This is a genomic window from Pseudomonas sp. p50(2008) (genome assembly GCF_015351605.1).
GTDB lineage: Bacteria > Pseudomonadota > Gammaproteobacteria > Pseudomonadales > Pseudomonadaceae > Aquipseudomonas.
Genome location: NZ_JACMYF010000010.1, coordinates 23,191 through 38,252 on the forward strand (window position 1 = coordinate 23,191; position 15,062 = coordinate 38,252).

The 15,062-nt window shown below is 57.3% G+C and carries 14 protein-coding genes; 7 read left to right on the plus strand and 7 right to left on the minus strand.

Annotated elements, in window-relative coordinates; all coding sequences use genetic code 11:
- The first annotated feature begins 140 nt into the window (after window positions 1–140).
- Window positions 141–536: a RidA family protein gene (locus tag H7698_RS25500; RefSeq protein ID WP_194693173.1), complete on the plus strand. Its 396-nt coding sequence runs from the start codon at window positions 141–143 to the stop codon at window positions 534–536.
- 23 nt (window positions 537–559) lie between these two features.
- On the opposite strand, the gene H7698_RS25505 is transcribed toward H7698_RS25500, so the two are convergent.
- On the minus strand, window positions 560–1,375 hold the full coding sequence (locus H7698_RS25505; protein WP_194693174.1) for an SDR family NAD(P)-dependent oxidoreductase: 816 nt from the start codon (window positions 1,373–1,375) through the stop codon (window positions 560–562).
- Window positions 1,376–1,423: 48 nt separating this feature from the next.
- On the opposite strand from H7698_RS25505, the gene H7698_RS25510 reads away from it, so the two are divergent.
- Complete coding sequence (locus H7698_RS25510; RefSeq protein ID WP_208525866.1) at window positions 1,424–1,828, plus strand: winged helix-turn-helix transcriptional regulator; 405 nt, start codon at window positions 1,424–1,426, stop codon at window positions 1,826–1,828.
- A gap of 91 nt (window positions 1,829–1,919) precedes the next feature.
- Here the strand turns inward: H7698_RS25510 and H7698_RS25515 are convergent, their stop codons facing one another.
- Together H7698_RS25515 and H7698_RS25520 are read right to left on the minus strand one after the other, a co-directional pair.
- Complete coding sequence (locus H7698_RS25515) at window positions 1,920–2,504, minus strand: TetR/AcrR family transcriptional regulator (RefSeq protein ID WP_194693175.1); 585 nt, start codon at window positions 2,502–2,504, stop codon at window positions 1,920–1,922.
- Window positions 2,505–2,628: 124 nt separating this feature from the next.
- Window positions 2,629–4,518: a sigma-54-dependent Fis family transcriptional regulator gene (locus H7698_RS25520; protein ID WP_194693176.1), complete on the minus strand. Its 1,890-nt coding sequence runs from the start codon at window positions 4,516–4,518 to the stop codon at window positions 2,629–2,631.
- Between the two features lie 244 nt (window positions 4,519–4,762).
- On the opposite strand from H7698_RS25520, the gene H7698_RS25525 reads away from it, so the two are divergent.
- Window positions 4,763–6,586 carry an NAD(P)/FAD-dependent oxidoreductase gene (locus tag H7698_RS25525; RefSeq protein ID WP_194693177.1) on the plus strand — a complete coding sequence of 608 codons (1,824 nt, stop codon included), beginning with the start codon at window positions 4,763–4,765 and terminating at the stop codon, window positions 6,584–6,586.
- Between the two features lie 55 nt (window positions 6,587–6,641).
- Here H7698_RS25525 and H7698_RS25530 read toward each other — a convergent pair whose 3' ends face one another.
- Together H7698_RS25530 and H7698_RS25535 are read right to left on the minus strand one after the other, a co-directional pair.
- Window positions 6,642–7,844 carry a GGDEF domain-containing protein gene (locus tag H7698_RS25530; RefSeq protein ID WP_194693178.1) on the minus strand — a complete coding sequence of 401 codons (1,203 nt, stop codon included), beginning with the start codon at window positions 7,842–7,844 and terminating at the stop codon, window positions 6,642–6,644.
- Between the two features lie 577 nt (window positions 7,845–8,421).
- Entirely contained in the window at window positions 8,422–8,679 is a 258-nt protein-coding gene (locus tag H7698_RS25535) for a hypothetical protein (RefSeq protein WP_194693179.1), read from the minus strand.
- A 219-nt stretch (window positions 8,680–8,898) separates the two neighbouring features.
- On the opposite strand from H7698_RS25535, the gene H7698_RS25540 reads away from it, so the two are divergent.
- Complete coding sequence (locus tag H7698_RS25540; RefSeq protein ID WP_162438049.1) at window positions 8,899–9,153, plus strand: DUF6555 family protein; 255 nt, start codon at window positions 8,899–8,901, stop codon at window positions 9,151–9,153.
- Window positions 9,154–9,254: 101 nt separating this feature from the next.
- Here the strand turns inward: H7698_RS25540 and H7698_RS25545 are convergent, their stop codons facing one another.
- On the minus strand, window positions 9,255–10,112 hold the full coding sequence (locus H7698_RS25545) for a ZIP family metal transporter (protein ID WP_328803774.1): 858 nt from the start codon (window positions 10,110–10,112) through the stop codon (window positions 9,255–9,257).
- Window positions 10,113–10,184: 72 nt separating this feature from the next.
- Here H7698_RS25545 and H7698_RS25550 point away from each other — a divergent pair, with 72 nt between their 5' ends.
- Complete coding sequence (locus tag H7698_RS25550; protein WP_194693181.1) at window positions 10,185–10,376, plus strand: hypothetical protein; 192 nt, start codon at window positions 10,185–10,187, stop codon at window positions 10,374–10,376.
- Between the two features lie 44 nt (window positions 10,377–10,420).
- On the opposite strand, the gene H7698_RS25555 is transcribed toward H7698_RS25550, so the two are convergent.
- On the minus strand, window positions 10,421–11,305 hold the full coding sequence (locus tag H7698_RS25555) for a manganese catalase family protein (protein ID WP_194693182.1): 885 nt from the start codon (window positions 11,303–11,305) through the stop codon (window positions 10,421–10,423).
- Between the two features lie 662 nt (window positions 11,306–11,967).
- Here H7698_RS25555 and H7698_RS25560 point away from each other — a divergent pair.
- Window positions 11,968–12,480, plus strand: a complete 513-nt coding sequence (locus H7698_RS25560; RefSeq protein WP_194693387.1) for an acyloxyacyl hydrolase — start codon at window positions 11,968–11,970, stop codon at window positions 12,478–12,480.
- Window positions 12,481–12,840: 360 nt separating this feature from the next.
- Complete coding sequence (glgX, locus tag H7698_RS25565) at window positions 12,841–15,015, plus strand: glycogen debranching protein GlgX (RefSeq protein WP_162438054.1); 2,175 nt, start codon at window positions 12,841–12,843, stop codon at window positions 15,013–15,015.
- Window positions 15,016–15,062 lie beyond the last annotated feature (47 nt).

The following is a 15,062-nucleotide window of genomic DNA, read 5'->3' on the forward strand; positions in this document are numbered from 1 at the left end:
TTCATGCCTCGCTCGGGTCTGGATAGTTTGGATTCTACAAACAGTCATGACCAGCGTTGCCTGTTTATTCCGGTGGGCCATCTTTCTACAGTGGCTCCATCATAAACAGCGGGCCGCGATGGCCCCGAAGGAAGTCTGCAATGACCAGCAAACGTGACGTCGTTTTCCCGCCTGACCGGCATGCACTGTATGAGCTCCATCGCTACTCGCCGGCCATTCGCGCCAATGGTTTTCTGTTCGTATCCGGTCAGGTCGGCAGCCGCAAGGACGGCTCGGCCGAACCGGACCTCGCAGCACAGGTTCGCCTGGCCTTCGAAAACCTCAACGCGATCCTGGCCGAGGCCGGCGGGAGTTTCGAGGATGTGGTCGACACGACCATCTTCATGGTCGACCCCGGCTCGGCATTCGAAACGATCTGGGCAGTAGCGGCCGATTACTGGGGTGAAGCGCCCTACCCGACGGTGACCGCTATCGGCGTGACCTGGTTGTCCGGCTTCGACTTCGAGATCAAGGTGATCGCCAAGCTCCCTCAATAGACAAAGCAGTGTCGTGGCAGGCGTCAGATAACCGGAGAAAGCCCCCCGTCGACGCGTAAATTGACGCCGGTGATGTACCCGGCCACCGGACTTGCCAGAAACGCGACCGCCGCCGCGATCTCGTCGAGACGACCGACTCTGCCGAGCGGGACCTGTGCAAACATCGGCAGGACCGCGCGCTCGATTTCTGCCCACGGCGCGTCTTCACTCGCCAGACCACGCTCCTCGGCGACCTCACGAAACCGGGCTTCTAGGGTGGCACTGTGTATCGTGCCGGGCGAGACGGCGTTGACCGTTATGCCCTCGGCGGCCACCGCTTTTGCCATGGAAGCGGTCATTGCGTTCATAGCGGCTTTGGCCGCTGAATAGTCAGGCGCCGTGGGTGGCGGCATCGTTGCAGCCAGACTGGAAATGTTGATGACTCGCCCCCATCGCGCTTCCTGCATCCTGGGCAGGAGGCGCGTGGTAACCCGCAAGGCTGCGAGCACATTTCGATCGAAGGCAGCCGCCCAGGTCTCAGGCTGTGTAAGACTCCAACTGTCTTTCGTCCCCCCTGAGCCGCCGGCATTATTGACCAGAATATCGATAGGCCCCGCAAGCGCTTCAGCGGTGTCGACAAGTTGCCTGACCTGGTCATCGTCGGTCAGATCACCCACCACCGCAAAGGCACTGCCGCCCAGCCTGATAATGTCTTTGGCGACCCGTTCTGCCTGAGCTCTATCGCGCCCGTGAACAATGACCACTGCATCCTCAAGGGCCAGTTTTCTGGCGATCGCTTCGCCAATGCCCTTGCTACTGCCGGTGATCAGTGCCTTCTTACCGCTTAATTGCAAATCCATGCACACAACCCCTATTCACGTAGTGTCGATTTCGCAAGGTAAATAGAGATGATGGATGAAACCAGTACGCACTTTTATGTGCCTATCAGTCAGGAACAACGCGAGGTGTGCCTGGGGCCTGAGGGTTCGGCCTGGCACGTGGCCCGGGTGATCAAAATGATTCAGAGTCGATGGAAACTGCCGATTCTGTTCAGGCTCTACGCCGACCCATCGATTCGCACACTGCAACTGAAGCGAGATCTGCCAGGCGTCTCGCAGAAGATGCTGACGGCTCATTTGCGCGAACTGGCACGAGATGGCTTGATTGAACGAGTGGACTTCGGGGAAAAGCCACTGCGAGTCGAGTATCAATTGGCAGAAATGGGGCGCCAGCTTCTTCCTGTTCTTATTGCGGCGCGCAGATTTTCAGAAAGCCATTTTCCCGAGGCTGACGATTTGCCAACGGACCTTTGAACAGGTCCGGAAAGAATGTCTGTGGTGCACCGCCACCCGCGTCCATCTCGACGTGGCTTCTTTGCGTGCTGCGCAATGATTAAGTTGAAAGCTATTGCTTGATCAACAACCTATCAATGAGCGGGAGCGTAATCACGCCAAACATCTCGGGATCGCCATATGCACGAGCCGAGAGCATCGCCCCATGAACAGTCGCCATAAACGCCTCAGCTTCGGAGCGAGCATCGCCGGATAGGATGAAACAGCCTTGCTGTGATCCTCGCTCAAGGACGGAAGTCAGCCAGGCGGAGAGCGCTTGAAAGTGAGTCCGCACTTCAATCACGACCTCTTGCGGTAAGACCGGAATCTGGGTCGCCAGTAATGCGCACACGCAGTAGGCCTTTGTTGCGTCGCCTATACAGGATTGCCAATAACCCATATAGGCGCGAAGTTGATCTTCGGGGGCTGGACAGTGGCGTTCTATTTCGCCCATGCCTGCTTCTGCTTCCTCTCGGTACTGCAGGACAAGCGTGCGGACAAGGTCGACCTTGGTCGGAAAGTGGTGGTGAATACTGGCTTTGCGAATACCCACGAACTCGGCGATATCCGCATAGCTGAAACCGTTGTACCCGCCCGCGATAATGAGCGTGCGGGCACAGTTGAGAATTTCGTAATAGGTGTTTGAGTGATTAGTCATGGCCCGGACGCTACCTTCTAGTAGGCTGAGCGTCAAGCATGTGAAACTCGCTCAATGGGCGGCAATCTGCGCACCGCCTCCTTGGGCAATCCTTCACAAAGCCGTCCCATTGCGACACCCAGCTTCATCCAGGTCGTGAAATACCGTGGTGGCGCAGTTTGCGATAGAGCGTATTGCGGCTGATCCCCAGGCGCGCGGCAACACGGGCGATATGCCAGTGTTCCGCCTCAATCAGGGTCAGCAGGGTCTGACGCTCGGAAACGCCCAGTGGATTTTCGGCCGCCGCAACTGCCTCTGTTGGCAACAACTCCGCCACATCGTCCAGCGTGATACGCCCCTCCACTGCCAGCGCGACCAGGGTGCGCAGACACGTACGCAGCTGCCGGACGTTTCCCGGCCAAGGCAGCGTCAGCAGGCGTTCTCTGACACCCGCATCCAGCCGAACCCGGGCACCCGCCGCCTCTTCGCGCAGCAGCAGGTCGAGCAAACTGCCTTTGTCCGAACGATCCCGCAGCGCTGGAAGCTCCACGGCAAATCCGGCAACCCGATAGAACAGATCCTCGCGAAAACGCTTATCCGCGACACACGCCTGCAGATCCTGGTGGCTGGCACTGATGAGGCGTACGTCGAGGGGTTTTGCCGTCGCACCTCCCAGCGGCACGACCTGGCGTTCCTCCAGCACGCGCAGCAAGCGGGTCTGTAATGCCAGCGGCATATCGGCGATCTCATCCAGGAACAGAATGCCGCCATGGGCCTGCTCCAGCTTCCCGATCATCCCGTCCTTGCGGGCGCCAGTGAAGCTCCCGCCGCGATAACCGAACAGCTCGCTTTCGATCAGCGATTCGGGAATGGCCGCGCAATTGATCGCCACAAAAGGCTGGTTCGCGCGAGTGCTGGCGCGATGCAGTGCCGCTGCAAAGGCTTCTTTGCCGGTGCCGGTCTCCCCTTTCAGGAACACCGGAACGTCACGCTCCAGAACCCTGAGCGCACGCGCAAAACCGCGTTGCAAGCGCGGGTCTTCCAGGCAGACGCGCACGTCGTCGATTTTGGGGATAGCAGGAATAACTGAAGGCGCTTGGCGCAAGGGTTCACGCAACTGTCCATAAAATAAGCGCCCGTCCACCAGGCGCACAGGCCAGCAGACACTCGGCTGTGCGCTGGCCTGACTCAGCACCTGTTCGATAGGCGTTTCCAGAAGCGTTGTCAGCGATTGCCCGAGCAAGTGATCGCGGCTGAGTCCCAACAGGTCCAGCGCCGCCTGATTGACTGAACAGATACGGGCACTCTCGTCGAAACTGAGCAGGCCTTCACCCAACAGCCCAACGAAGCCGGCCTCAGGGTGGAAACGCAGCAAGTAGCGCTGAGGATCATGCCCCAGGAAAAAACAACTCTCGATCAACTTGGCGGACAGGTTGGTCAGCGCCATGGCCTGGAAGTGTTTCTGAAGACTGTGCTCCTCTCGCACCGAAGAGAGGTTCAGCACCGCGAGCAACTCGCCGCTCGCATCGAATATCGGGCTGGCTGAACAGGTCAAGCCGACGTGCTTGCCACGAAAATGTTCGTCACGCCGGATGGTGACGTGCTGCCTCTCGACCAGGCAGGTGCCAACACCATTGGTGCCTTCGTAATCCTCGCTCCAGACGGAGCCCAGCCACAATCCGGAACGCTGCACCTCGGTGCGCTCGGACTCGTTGAACACACTGTCGATCGCCACGCCGCGAGCATCGGTGAGCAGCACCACATGGCCGTCACGCCCGAGCTGCTGGTGCAAACTGCTCATCTGCCAATGCGCCTCGGCAATGATGTGTTCCAGCGGCGCACGGTGATCCTGCAAACGGGGTTGTTCGACCACGTTAGGCGCGCGGCGGCTGGCGGGATCGAGCTGGTACTGATCCAGGCAACGGCGCCAGGATCGTGTGATCGCCAGGTCAGCAGCAGCGCTGTGGCTGGCAATACTGCCCTGCACGGCTTGGAGCACTTGTTGTGCATGGGCGTTGATCAAGGCCGGCTTCATTGTTCTTGTTCTCCGCTACGGTGAGGACACGGGGGCTGATCGAAGCTTATATGAAAAGCCCGCCACGAGTGCTCATTGCGCCGAGTGACACTCTGTCATCCCCCGTTCCCGAATCCGTGACAGTGTTTCGAGCCAATCCCTCGATCAAACGTCGGCAGCCGCTCTGCAATGGGGCTTTCGCGAAGATGGCCCGGGACTTGCCATGGTGTCAGTCGTTACAAAAACAACAAGAACGGGAGAGCTCATGAACATTGCTATCGAATCACCTGTGCAAACGCCAACTGAACAGCTCGCGGCGTGGGTCGAAAAGCTCGGCCAGCGCCTCGCCCAACGTGATGTGGACGGCGCACTCGAACTGTTTGCCGACGAGTGTTACTGGCGCGACCTGCTGCTGTTCAGCTGGAACCTGGTGACCCTGGAAGGCAAGCCTGCGCTGCGCGACATGCTTGAAACACGCCTCGACCAGACTCGCCCTCAAGGGTGGAAAGTGGAAGGTGAGGCGACGCTGAAAGACGGCGTGCTCGAAGGCTGGATCAGCCTGGAGACCGACGCGGCGCGAGGCAAAGGTTATGTGCGTCTGAAAGAAGGCCTGTGCTGGACGCTGCTGACCACCATGCGCGAGCTCAAAGGCTTTGAAGAAACCAGCGGCCGCCGTCGTCCGATGGGGGCCAATCATGGTCACGCCCATGCCGACAAGCGCAACTGGCTGGAGCGCCGACGGGATGAAGAAGCGTCGCTGGGCATCACCACCCAACCCTATTGCCTGATCGTCGGCGGTGGCCAAGGCGGGCTGGGCCTCGCTGCGCGGCTCAAGCGAATGGGCGTGCCCACCCTGATCGTCGATAAGGCTGAGCGTCCCGGCGATCAGTGGCGCGGTCGCTACAAGTCGCTGTGCCTGCACGACCCGGTCTGGTATGACCACATGCCTTACCTGCCCTTCCCCGATCACTGGCCCGTCTTCACACCGAAAGACCAGATCGGCGACTGGCTGGAGATGTACACCAAAGTCATGGAGCTCAATTTTTGGCCGCGTACGGAATGCGTAAGCGCCAGCTTTGATAACCACAGCGGCACCTGGAAAGTTGAAGTGCTGCGCGATGGCGAGCCCGTCACCTTGCAGCCGACCCAGTTGATCCTCGCCACCGGCATGTCCGGCGTGCCCAACATCCCTGCGTATCCGGGTGCCGAGGTTTTCGAGGGTCAGCAACATCACTCCAGTCGCCATCCTGGTGGAGACGCCTGGCGTGGCAAGCGCGCGGTGGTCATCGGTGCGAACAATTCGGCTCACGACATCTGTGCCGACCTGGTGGAGAACGGCGCCGAGGTGACCATGGTGCAACGTTCGAGCACCCACATCGTGCGCTCCGACAGTCTGATGGACCTCGTCTTCGGCGGGCTCTACTCAGAAGATGCCTTGGAGACGGGGTTGACCACGGACAAGGCCGATATGCTGTTCGCATCGATCCCGTACAAGGTCATGCCGAGCTTTCATCAGCCGGTCTTTGACGCCATCAAGGAGCGCGACAAGGTGTTCTACGAGCGTCTGGCCAAGGCCGGGTTCATGCTCGACTTCGGTGACGACGATTCGGGGCTTTTCATGAAGTACGTACGCCGCGGATCGGGTTATTACATCGACGTCGGCGCTTCAGAACTGATCGCTAACGGCACAATCAAGCTCAAGAGCGCGCGAGGCCTGGGTGTCGAACGCATCGAAAAAGACGCCGTCCTGCTCAACGATGGCAGCCGACTGCCGGCTGATCTGATCGTTTACGCAACGGGCTATGGTTCCATGAATGGTTGGGCGGCGAAGCTGATTTCCCAGGAAGTCGCTGACAAGGTTGGTCGCTGCTGGGGCCTGGGTTCCGGGACCACGAATGATCCTGGTCCGTACGAGGGCGAATTGCGCAACATGTGGAAGCCGACACAGCAGGCAAACCTCTGGTTCCACGGTGGCAACCTGCATCAGTCACGGCATTACTCGCTGTACCTGGCGCTGCAGCTGAAAGCGCGCTTCGAAGGCATCGACACCGCCGTCTACGGGCTGGCGGAGAGTCACCACAAGGGCTGAGCCCAATGGCGCCCAGCCGTGTGGTTGGGCGCCCCAAGACCTTCTCCACCGGGCCCTAACCGTTAAAGATCGTGCCCATACCGCTAAGCGAAGCTTCACTGTGTTCGGGGCCATTTGGCGCCAGTCGCAGGGTGTTACGCCCCAACCCCTTAGCCTCGTACAACGCCTCATCCGCCCGGGCAATCAGGCTGGCTGTCGTATCGTCTTCGTCTGGAATGACACAGCACACACCGATACTGATGCGCAGCGGGATGCTTGAATCACCATACTGCGCCGGTGCCTCCGCCAGAGAAGCGCGCAGCTCATCGAGAACGGTCATGGCGCCTTCAGGGCTGGTGTCAGGCAGCAAAAGCAGAAACTCTTCGCCACCATAGCGCCCCATGCTGTCGGAATGACGCAGGCGCTGACTGAGATGGTTAACGCAGTGGCAAATCACTTCATCACCGGCCAGGTGACCGTGCACATCATTAATCTGTTTGAAGTGATCGATATCGATCATGGCCACGGCCAGGTAAGCATTGTCGCGGCGTGAGCGTTCCAGCTCTGTGGAGAATTGCTCAAGGATGGCACGACGATTGAGAATGCCTGTCAACACATCCCGCAGTGCCAGATGCTTAAGCAAGGACTCACTGCGTTCTTTGGACAGCAGCACCAGCCCGAGAGAAATCATCATCGCGGTAAAAGTGCCGATGCTGACCGAGATGGTCTGCTTGAGGTTGCTGACGTCATAGCGCATCTCGGCAGCACCTCCGCCGAACACCGCCACCACCCGCATGCCCAAGCCAATCAGGCTGATACTCGCCCCGATGATCAACAGCACACGTGCACGTCCCTGGGCCGGGATGTAGCGGCGAGTCCAGTAGATGATCAATGCACACTGCACCATCAACACAATCGTGGCAGCAAGCATTCGCGGTTCCAGGGTATCGATCAGACTGACCATCAACACCAGCATCAAGGCCGCCGGAGCGAATACCCGCCACCAGGAGACTGGCAACTCGACAATCCGGAACACGCTGGCCCCATAAAACGCCAGCGCCACCGCCAGCAGTGTGTTGGCAGCGCCATAGGTAAACCATAACGGCGCATGACCGTAGAAGGTGTAGCCCACATAGGCCAAGGCATGCGCCAATAAACCGAAGCCAATGGTGAGCAAACCATCACGCTGGTTGAACTGTCCGACCAGAATCAGACAAAACGCCATGATCGTCGCCACTAATGCGACACAGGCAAACAGCGTGGGGGTATGGGCGATCATGACGTCTCACAGGGCGCAGGTGGAAGTAGCGCTGATCGCAAGTCTAGCTGAGCTGGCCGAAAGCCAGTATTGATAAATCGGCATGCACTCTAAAAAACAACCTTCCCCGCCTCTCGCATGAAAGAGACAGCGACCCGCACAATCAAGGCACGAGCAACGCTTCATGGACCTCGATTGAAGGAATGAACCCGTCAATACGCTGGCTAGCCAGCCAGCTTCTGGTTTTACTCACGTCGAAAATCTGTCCCTGCTCCATCAGCGTCAAGATGAGCTCATCCGAAACCCGGTAGCGCCCGCAGTCCGGACAGTCTCTTTCCTCCCATGGGCCTGCGCATTGAATGCGCTGAGCGACACCTACACAGATAAGACAATTCATCGTCATCACCTTTTTTATTAGGGTATCCGACACTTCGTGTGTCGCTTGCAACAGCCCACGAACGGACACCTGTCGGTTGCTCTGATGAAGCTCGTGTTTGATCGACTAAAAACAACGGATGAAGTTCGTTGCGCTGACGCTTTCAGTACAAACAGGTCGTATCCATGCGGCATCGGCATGATTGTGCGGTGAACTCGATGCCTACGTCCCAGGGTGATAGTCCTCCCCCGCCACCGCTCGCAAATAAGCTTGATCGGCCTCCCGTCGCAAGTCCCGCCACTCCTGCCAGCTAATCATGCGCTGCCTATCCATTTCGTCCGCCAAACGAAGTAATTCTTCATGGTAGGCGTCAGGACATTCCATGCGAAGGGCGCAGTTTTCCAGCGCGCGATGCCACGAACCCAGGGTGCGAAATTTTTGCTCCTGATGCGGTGTGAGCATGTTTTTAAACGAGTTCATGGCGTCGGGATTCCGCGGATATTTCTAGATGGAGACCAGGACCCCGGATTAGGTTCACAGGGGATGACCAGAGGTGCAAATCCTGCACAAAGAAGACGTTTGCTGATGACAAAAAAACAGGAAAGGCCAAAAAACTCAGGCGCCTGCGATTACCCCGAAAACGTTTTGAATTTTTTTTGACGTACTCACTCTTTTGTCCATGAGCATAAGGAGGACCTCATGAACACTGATCTTTTCGTCATTGAATACAAGCTCCACGGCGAGCCGAAGTCCTTCATCATCCGGACGAAGACGATGCGCAATGTGGACGCCTGGCATTGGGCGAGTTGTGATGCAGGGTTAGCGCCCATACCCAAACCGGGACGACCGCCGCTGAAGGTCGTGTCTAAACCCATGGCTGAAAAATATGGGGTGACTGACGTCAGGTGGCGCGCATCCGCGACGCTGGACTGGACGGAGGTTTCAACGTCATGAGTGCGTACATTGCAAACGACATTGGCGGCCTGGACGGCAGCACTGGGGCAGTTCATTAGACTGCGCGTTACGTTGAGGCGAATCGACGGGATGCGTTCGCCTCAACCCAATGCCGTGTCCAGAAACATCATGACCCCGAACCCCAACATCAGGCCCAGCGTCGCATAGGTTTCGTGCCCGTTACGGTGCGTCTCGGGAATCACTTCATGGGAGACCACAAAGATCATTGCCCCCGCGGCGAGCCCTAACGCAACGGGATAACCCAGCGCAAAACCTGAAGAAATGCCAAGGCCGACGACTGCACCAAGCGGCTCCATCAATCCTGACCCGATAGCGATTAACGCGGCGCGCAGTGCGGAGATGCCGGTCACTCGCAACGCCAACGCAACAGCAAGGCCTTCCGGAATGTCCTGAATGGCAATCGCCGTGGTCAACGGCAAGCCCACCTTCATATCCCCATTGGCGAAACTGACCCCGATGGCCATGCCCTCGGGCAGGTTATGCAGCGTGATGGCCAGGACGAAAAGCCATACGCGATTGAAGCGCTGAGCGTCCGGGCCTTTGCGTCCGCTCTCCAGATGCTCGTGGGGGACAAACCGCTCCAGTCCAATCATCAGTGCGACACCCAACCCCAATCCGGCCACTACGACACACGCGGCTAACAGCTTGTTATCGCAAATAGCCCGGGCCGCTTCGATACCTGGAAGGATGAGTGAGAAGGAGCTCGCAGCCAGCATCATGCCGGCCGCAAAGCCCAGCATGGTGTCTTGAGTCCGTGCGGTGATATCACGCAGGACCACCGCTACCACGGCACCGAGTGCCGTTGCGCCAAAACCGGACAAGCCCCCCAGAACGGCGTAGTGCAGGTTGACCCGATTTGCCCCGGTAAAGGCGCTGTATCCGCTGATCAGCAATAGCACGCTGACGCCGACCAGCGTTGACCAGAAAACGATACCCATCCACCCGCCGCTTTTTTCCAGGTCAAACCCGGAGTTCCACGATGCTTTGTCAGGCGTTGATGGTTCAGACATGTGGCCTCCTACTTGCCATTGAAACGCTTGCGAGAACTGCTCGATGTCGCCGTCAGGATTTGCTTCGACAGGCGCTTTGCTTCCCTCTCAAACGACATTGCCGTGCTGCTGAACAGCATGGCAAAACCCTCTGCCGAATCCGAAGAAACGCCCTTGGAATGCCCATTCATTTTCATTCACCTCGTTGTTTGAAAAACGCAAACACCGCACGCCATAGTGGCGTGCGGTGCACCTCATCACGCGTCTTCACGCCCTTGGGCACCTGCACCCAGATCGGCCCCGGTGATGGGATTGCTTTCAGGATCAGACATCGTTCGAGCTTTCATCGCCATCAGCAGTTCTTCATCTTCTGCGCTCAACTCGACACTGGCAGTGCCATCCCCACCGTCGACTGCGGGGGCTGGCTCTTCCACATAATCCCAGTCGTCACCTTCGTTCCATGGCCCACGCATGCTTTCAGCGCCTTGGGACATGTTGAAATAGACGTTGGTGAATTCAGGCATGCCTGGCAGCTTGCCTTGGGGGAAGTTGGGCTGAATGGAGTGCAGGGCTTTTTCGAAGGACAGTTGGTGCGCGATTTCTCTGGTCATCAGAAACCCGAGCGCCTCTTTTACGCCTGGATCATCGGTGACGTTCATCAGCCGCTCGTACACAATCTTGGCCCGTGCTTCGGCGGCAATATTGGAGCGCATATCGGCGGTAGGTTCACCAATGGTGTCAACGTAGGCGGCAGACCATGGCACGCCGGCGGAGTTGGTGAGCGGCGCACCGGCGCCGTACAAAAGGCTGGTGATGTGCGAGTCGTTACCCGCACCGTTGATTGCACGGTACAGTTCGCCTTCTTCTTCAACGCCTTCGGCTAATCGACCCTTGGCGCCCTTGTTGAGCATCACGATGATCGACCCGACGATCTCAAGATGACTGAGCTCTTCGGTCGCGATGTCCATCAGCAGATCCTTTCTGCCTGGATCATCCTCAGCCAACGCTTGGGTGAAGTACCTCGACGCAGCCGCCAGTTCACCCTGGGCCCCGCCAAATTGCTCAAGTAAAAGATTGGCCAACCCCGGGTTGGGTTGGGCCACGCGCACGGTGTATTGAAGTCGTTTGTTATGTAGGAACATGACGAATCTCCTCAGGCCTGAAAGGCGTCGATACTCATTCGGTGATTCACCGAATGCGGCGCCCACAGTCATCTGAAGCTGCTGCCCTTTCTAAAATTTTATAAAGATCGGTAACTCGCGACAGACGGCGTTTGCTACTGCCGCTCGGACTGATTGATCCCCAGTCGTCGGCTAATCAACCCCTGACTGAAAACTTTTACGGGCTCGTTTATCTCAACCGCTGTCTCGCCAAAATCCTTACGGGAAACCGGCCAGCTGAGCGGCATTTTTTACGATAGGCAGACGCTTTCGCGCTGCGTGGAAATCGTCCGATGGCAGCGCAATCGTCGAGAAGCCCTACCTGCCCCTTGCGGCATCGCTGGACGACAATCTGACTTTTTTGACCTCCGTTAAATTCCTCAGTTCGAACGTTACACACTCGGGTAATGAACTGCCAAACTCGAACTAAGAAGTCGCGCATGATGATTGAACGTCGTATCGCTATCTATTTAGTACATTTTTAAATTGCAAACTATGCAGAGCGCTAGTTAAGAACTACTTGCATTGTAGAACAATTATTTTTCCGAGATTTTTTGAACCTTTTAAACAGCGTTTTGCCTGATCGTGCACAAGGGGCAACAGCACCTTTTAATCCAGAACTTAAACCAATACGAACAGACAAGATGAAAAAATTAGTGACTGCTGCACTGCTACTTTCCTGTGTGACATTGGGCGTACAGGCCGCTGAATTGTCAGGTGCCATTGGCGCTACCAGTCAAGGCGGCATGACGGCCAGAGCGGGCCTGGGTTTCGATTGGGATAAATCCTGGATGCAAAGTTCTACTGGCAAGTTAACCGGTTACTGGGACTTGGGTTACACCTACTGGGAATCGGGAGAGGAAGCTGGCGGCCGTCATTCCTTGTCTTTCGCGCCGGTGTTTGTATACGAGTTCGGCCAGGGCAATATCAAGCCGTTTATTGAAGCCGGTATAGGTGTCGCCCTGTTCTCCGGAACGAGTGCGGGTGATCAGCAGTTTGGATCTTCCTTCAACTTTGAAGATCGGCTCGGCGCAGGTTTGAAGATTGGCGATACACAGCGCGTCGGTGTAAGAGCCATTCACTATTCCAATGCCGGCATTAAACAACCAAACGATGGTATTGAATCCTACTCGTTGTTTTACAGCCATTCGATTTAAGTGACTCGTGGCGAGGGGACTCATCCCCGTCCGGCTGCGCAGCAGTCGTTGAACCATCACACGCGGTGTACCTGATACACCTCAGTTGCAGGTTTTACGACTGCTTCGCAGCCGAACGGGGATGAATCCCCTCGCCACAGTGTTTGCTCACTCAATGCGTAAGCGCATAACGACGTCAATGCTCAAGACGAATTGCAACCCATGGATCGATAAGCCCGAAGGTCGCGATCCAGGAAGATGCCGCGTCGAGTACGCAGCACAAGCCCTGAAAATATCCTGAACTGTTACGCACCCCGAGCTTCTATGGATAGACCGCGTTGGTCATTCATCCAACCTAATTCTTCTTCGGAGTGCTTGATCATGTCTGATCAAACAGCGAGCGACAGTGCATCAAGCCAGGAACGTCCCGCCAGCCGCGTCAGCGAGGGCCTGCCCTATCCGCTCGGCGCGACGTGGGACGGGTCAGGTGTCAACTTTGCCATTTTTTCCGCCAATGCCACGAAGGTCGAACTGTGCCTGTTCGACGCGGACGGCCAGGAAGAAATCGAGCGCATCGTGCTGCCTGAATTCACCAACGAAATCTGGCATGGGTACCTGCCTGACGCCCGCCCAGGGACGCTGTATGGCTATAGAGTGCATGGCCCCTACGAGCCGGCCAACGGTCATCGTTTCAACCACAACAAACTGTTGATCGACCCGTACGCTAAGCAGATCTCCGGTGAGCTGAAATGGGACGATGCCTTGTTCGGCTATACCGTCGGCCATGAGGACGGCGATTTGTCATTTGATGAACGTGACAGCGCACCGTTCATGCCCCGCTGCAGAGTCATCGACCCTGCGTTCACCTGGGGCAATACGGCAAAGCCGAACGTGCCATGGGAAAACACGGTTTTTTATGAAACCCATGTCCGCGGCTTCACCATGCGCCACCCCTCGGTGCCGGAATCTGAACGCGGCACCTTTGCGGCCTTCCATCAAAATGATGTCGTTGAATACATCCGTTCTTTGGGTGTGACATCGGTGGAATTGATGCCCGTGCACTATTTCCTCGATGACAATCATCTGCTGGAAAAAGGCCTGCGCAACTTCTGGGGCTACAACACGCTGGGCTTCTTTGCTCCCCATGCTCGCTACATGGCAGGCCAGTCCATCGGCGAATTCAAAGTCATGGTGTCGCGTTTCCACAAGGCCGGGTTGGAGGTGATTCTGGATGTGGTCTACAACCACACCGCCGAGGGCAACGAGATGGGCCCGACCCTGTCACTCAAGGGCATCGACAATGCCAGCTACTACCGATTGATGCCCGACGACGCCCGCTATTACATCAATGACACCGGTACCGGCAACACGCTCAACATGAGCCACCCTTGCGTCTTGCAGATGGTCACCGACTCCTTGCGGTATTGGAGCTCGGAGATGGGCGTGGACGGGTTTCGATTCGACCTGGCCACTATTCTGGCTCGGGAACCAGACGGGTTCAGCGAAGGTGGCGGGTTCCTTGATGCCTGTCGCCAGGACCCGGTGCTCGCCAAGGTGAAGCTGATCGCCGAACCCTGGGACTGTGGTCCCGGGGGTTACCAGGTCGGCAATTTCCCGCCGGGCTGGATGGAGTGGAACGACAAGTTCAGGGACATTTCCCGTGCGTTCTGGAAAGGCGACGACGAAATGCTCGGTGACTTTGCCAAGATATTTTTGGGCTCGGGTGATCAGTTCAATCGACGCGGCCGCAAGCCCGCCTCCTCCGTAAATTTCATTACGGCCCACGATGGCTTCACGCTGAATGACCTGGTTTCGTACAACGAGAAACACAACGAGGCCAATGGCGAAGACAACCGTGACGGGCACTCCGATAACAGGTCGTGGAACTGTGGTGTCGAGGGCCCGACTGAAGACCCTGCGATCATCGAGCTGCGTTATCGGCAGATGCGCAATCTCCTGGCCACGCTGTTCCTTTCCCAAGGCACCCCCATGCTCCTGGCCGGCGACGAATTTGCCCGCACCCAAGGTGGCAGCAACAACGCCTATTGCCAGGACAGTGAGATCGGCTGGGTCGATTGGAACGTGAGTGAGAAAAGCAGCGAGCTCCAGGAGTTTGTCAGGTACTTGATCGATCTGCGCAATCGCTATCCCCTGCTGCGTCGCAATCGCTTTTTCACCGGAGAGTATGACGAAGGCCTGGGTGTGAAAGACGTGAGCTGGATTCAGCCGAACGGTGAAGAAATGGGCATGGAGCAGTGGCAGGACGGCAACAACCGCTGCATGGGCATCCTGCTGGACGGTCGCACTCAAACCAGCGGCATTCGCCGTGAAGGCGTCGATCATTCGCTGCTGATCATCGTAAACGCGCACCACGATGTGGTGAGTTTCAAGCTCCCGGAAGTCCCCCAAGGCAAACAATGGGTGCTTGAGCTTGATACCAACCAAGCAGATCTCGACCCCGGCGAATTGTTTTCTTTTGGCGATGAGTATCAGGTGACCGGGCGTTCAGTGCTGATGTTCGAACTGAAAAAACCGGCGACGAAAAGAAGGAAGTAGGCACTCGGTTAAGGACACAATCCCCTGTAGCCGCTGGGACCTGCGGT

Excerpts from the sequence above, each read along its gene's own strand:
- H7698_RS25500 (WP_194693173.1), top strand. The coding sequence starts at position 141 with ATGACCAGCAAACGTGACGTCGTTTTCCCGCCTGACCGGCATGCACTG.
- H7698_RS25505 (WP_194693174.1), bottom strand. The coding sequence starts at position 1,375 with ATGGATTTGCAATTAAGCGGTAAGAAGGCACTGATCACCGGCAGTAGC.
- H7698_RS25510 (WP_208525866.1), top strand. The coding sequence starts at position 1,424 with ATGATGGATGAAACCAGTACGCACTTTTATGTGCCTATCAGTCAGGAA.
- H7698_RS25515 (WP_194693175.1), bottom strand. The coding sequence starts at position 2,504 with ATGACTAATCACTCAAACACCTATTACGAAATTCTCAACTGTGCCCGC.
- H7698_RS25520 (WP_194693176.1), bottom strand. The coding sequence starts at position 4,518 with ATGAAGCCGGCCTTGATCAACGCCCATGCACAACAAGTGCTCCAAGCC.
- H7698_RS25525 (WP_194693177.1), top strand. The coding sequence starts at position 4,763 with ATGAACATTGCTATCGAATCACCTGTGCAAACGCCAACTGAACAGCTC.
- H7698_RS25530 (WP_194693178.1), bottom strand. The coding sequence starts at position 7,844 with ATGATCGCCCATACCCCCACGCTGTTTGCCTGTGTCGCATTAGTGGCG.
- H7698_RS25535 (WP_194693179.1), bottom strand. The coding sequence starts at position 8,679 with ATGAACTCGTTTAAAAACATGCTCACACCGCATCAGGAGCAAAAATTT.
- H7698_RS25540 (WP_162438049.1), top strand. The coding sequence starts at position 8,899 with ATGAACACTGATCTTTTCGTCATTGAATACAAGCTCCACGGCGAGCCG.
- H7698_RS25545 (WP_328803774.1), bottom strand. The coding sequence starts at position 10,112 with ATGGGTATCGTTTTCTGGTCAACGCTGGTCGGCGTCAGCGTGCTATTG.
- H7698_RS25555 (WP_194693182.1), bottom strand. The coding sequence starts at position 11,305 with ATGTTCCTACATAACAAACGACTTCAATACACCGTGCGCGTGGCCCAA.
- H7698_RS25560 (WP_194693387.1), top strand. The coding sequence starts at position 11,968 with ATGAAAAAATTAGTGACTGCTGCACTGCTACTTTCCTGTGTGACATTG.
- glgX (WP_162438054.1), top strand. The coding sequence starts at position 12,841 with ATGTCTGATCAAACAGCGAGCGACAGTGCATCAAGCCAGGAACGTCCC.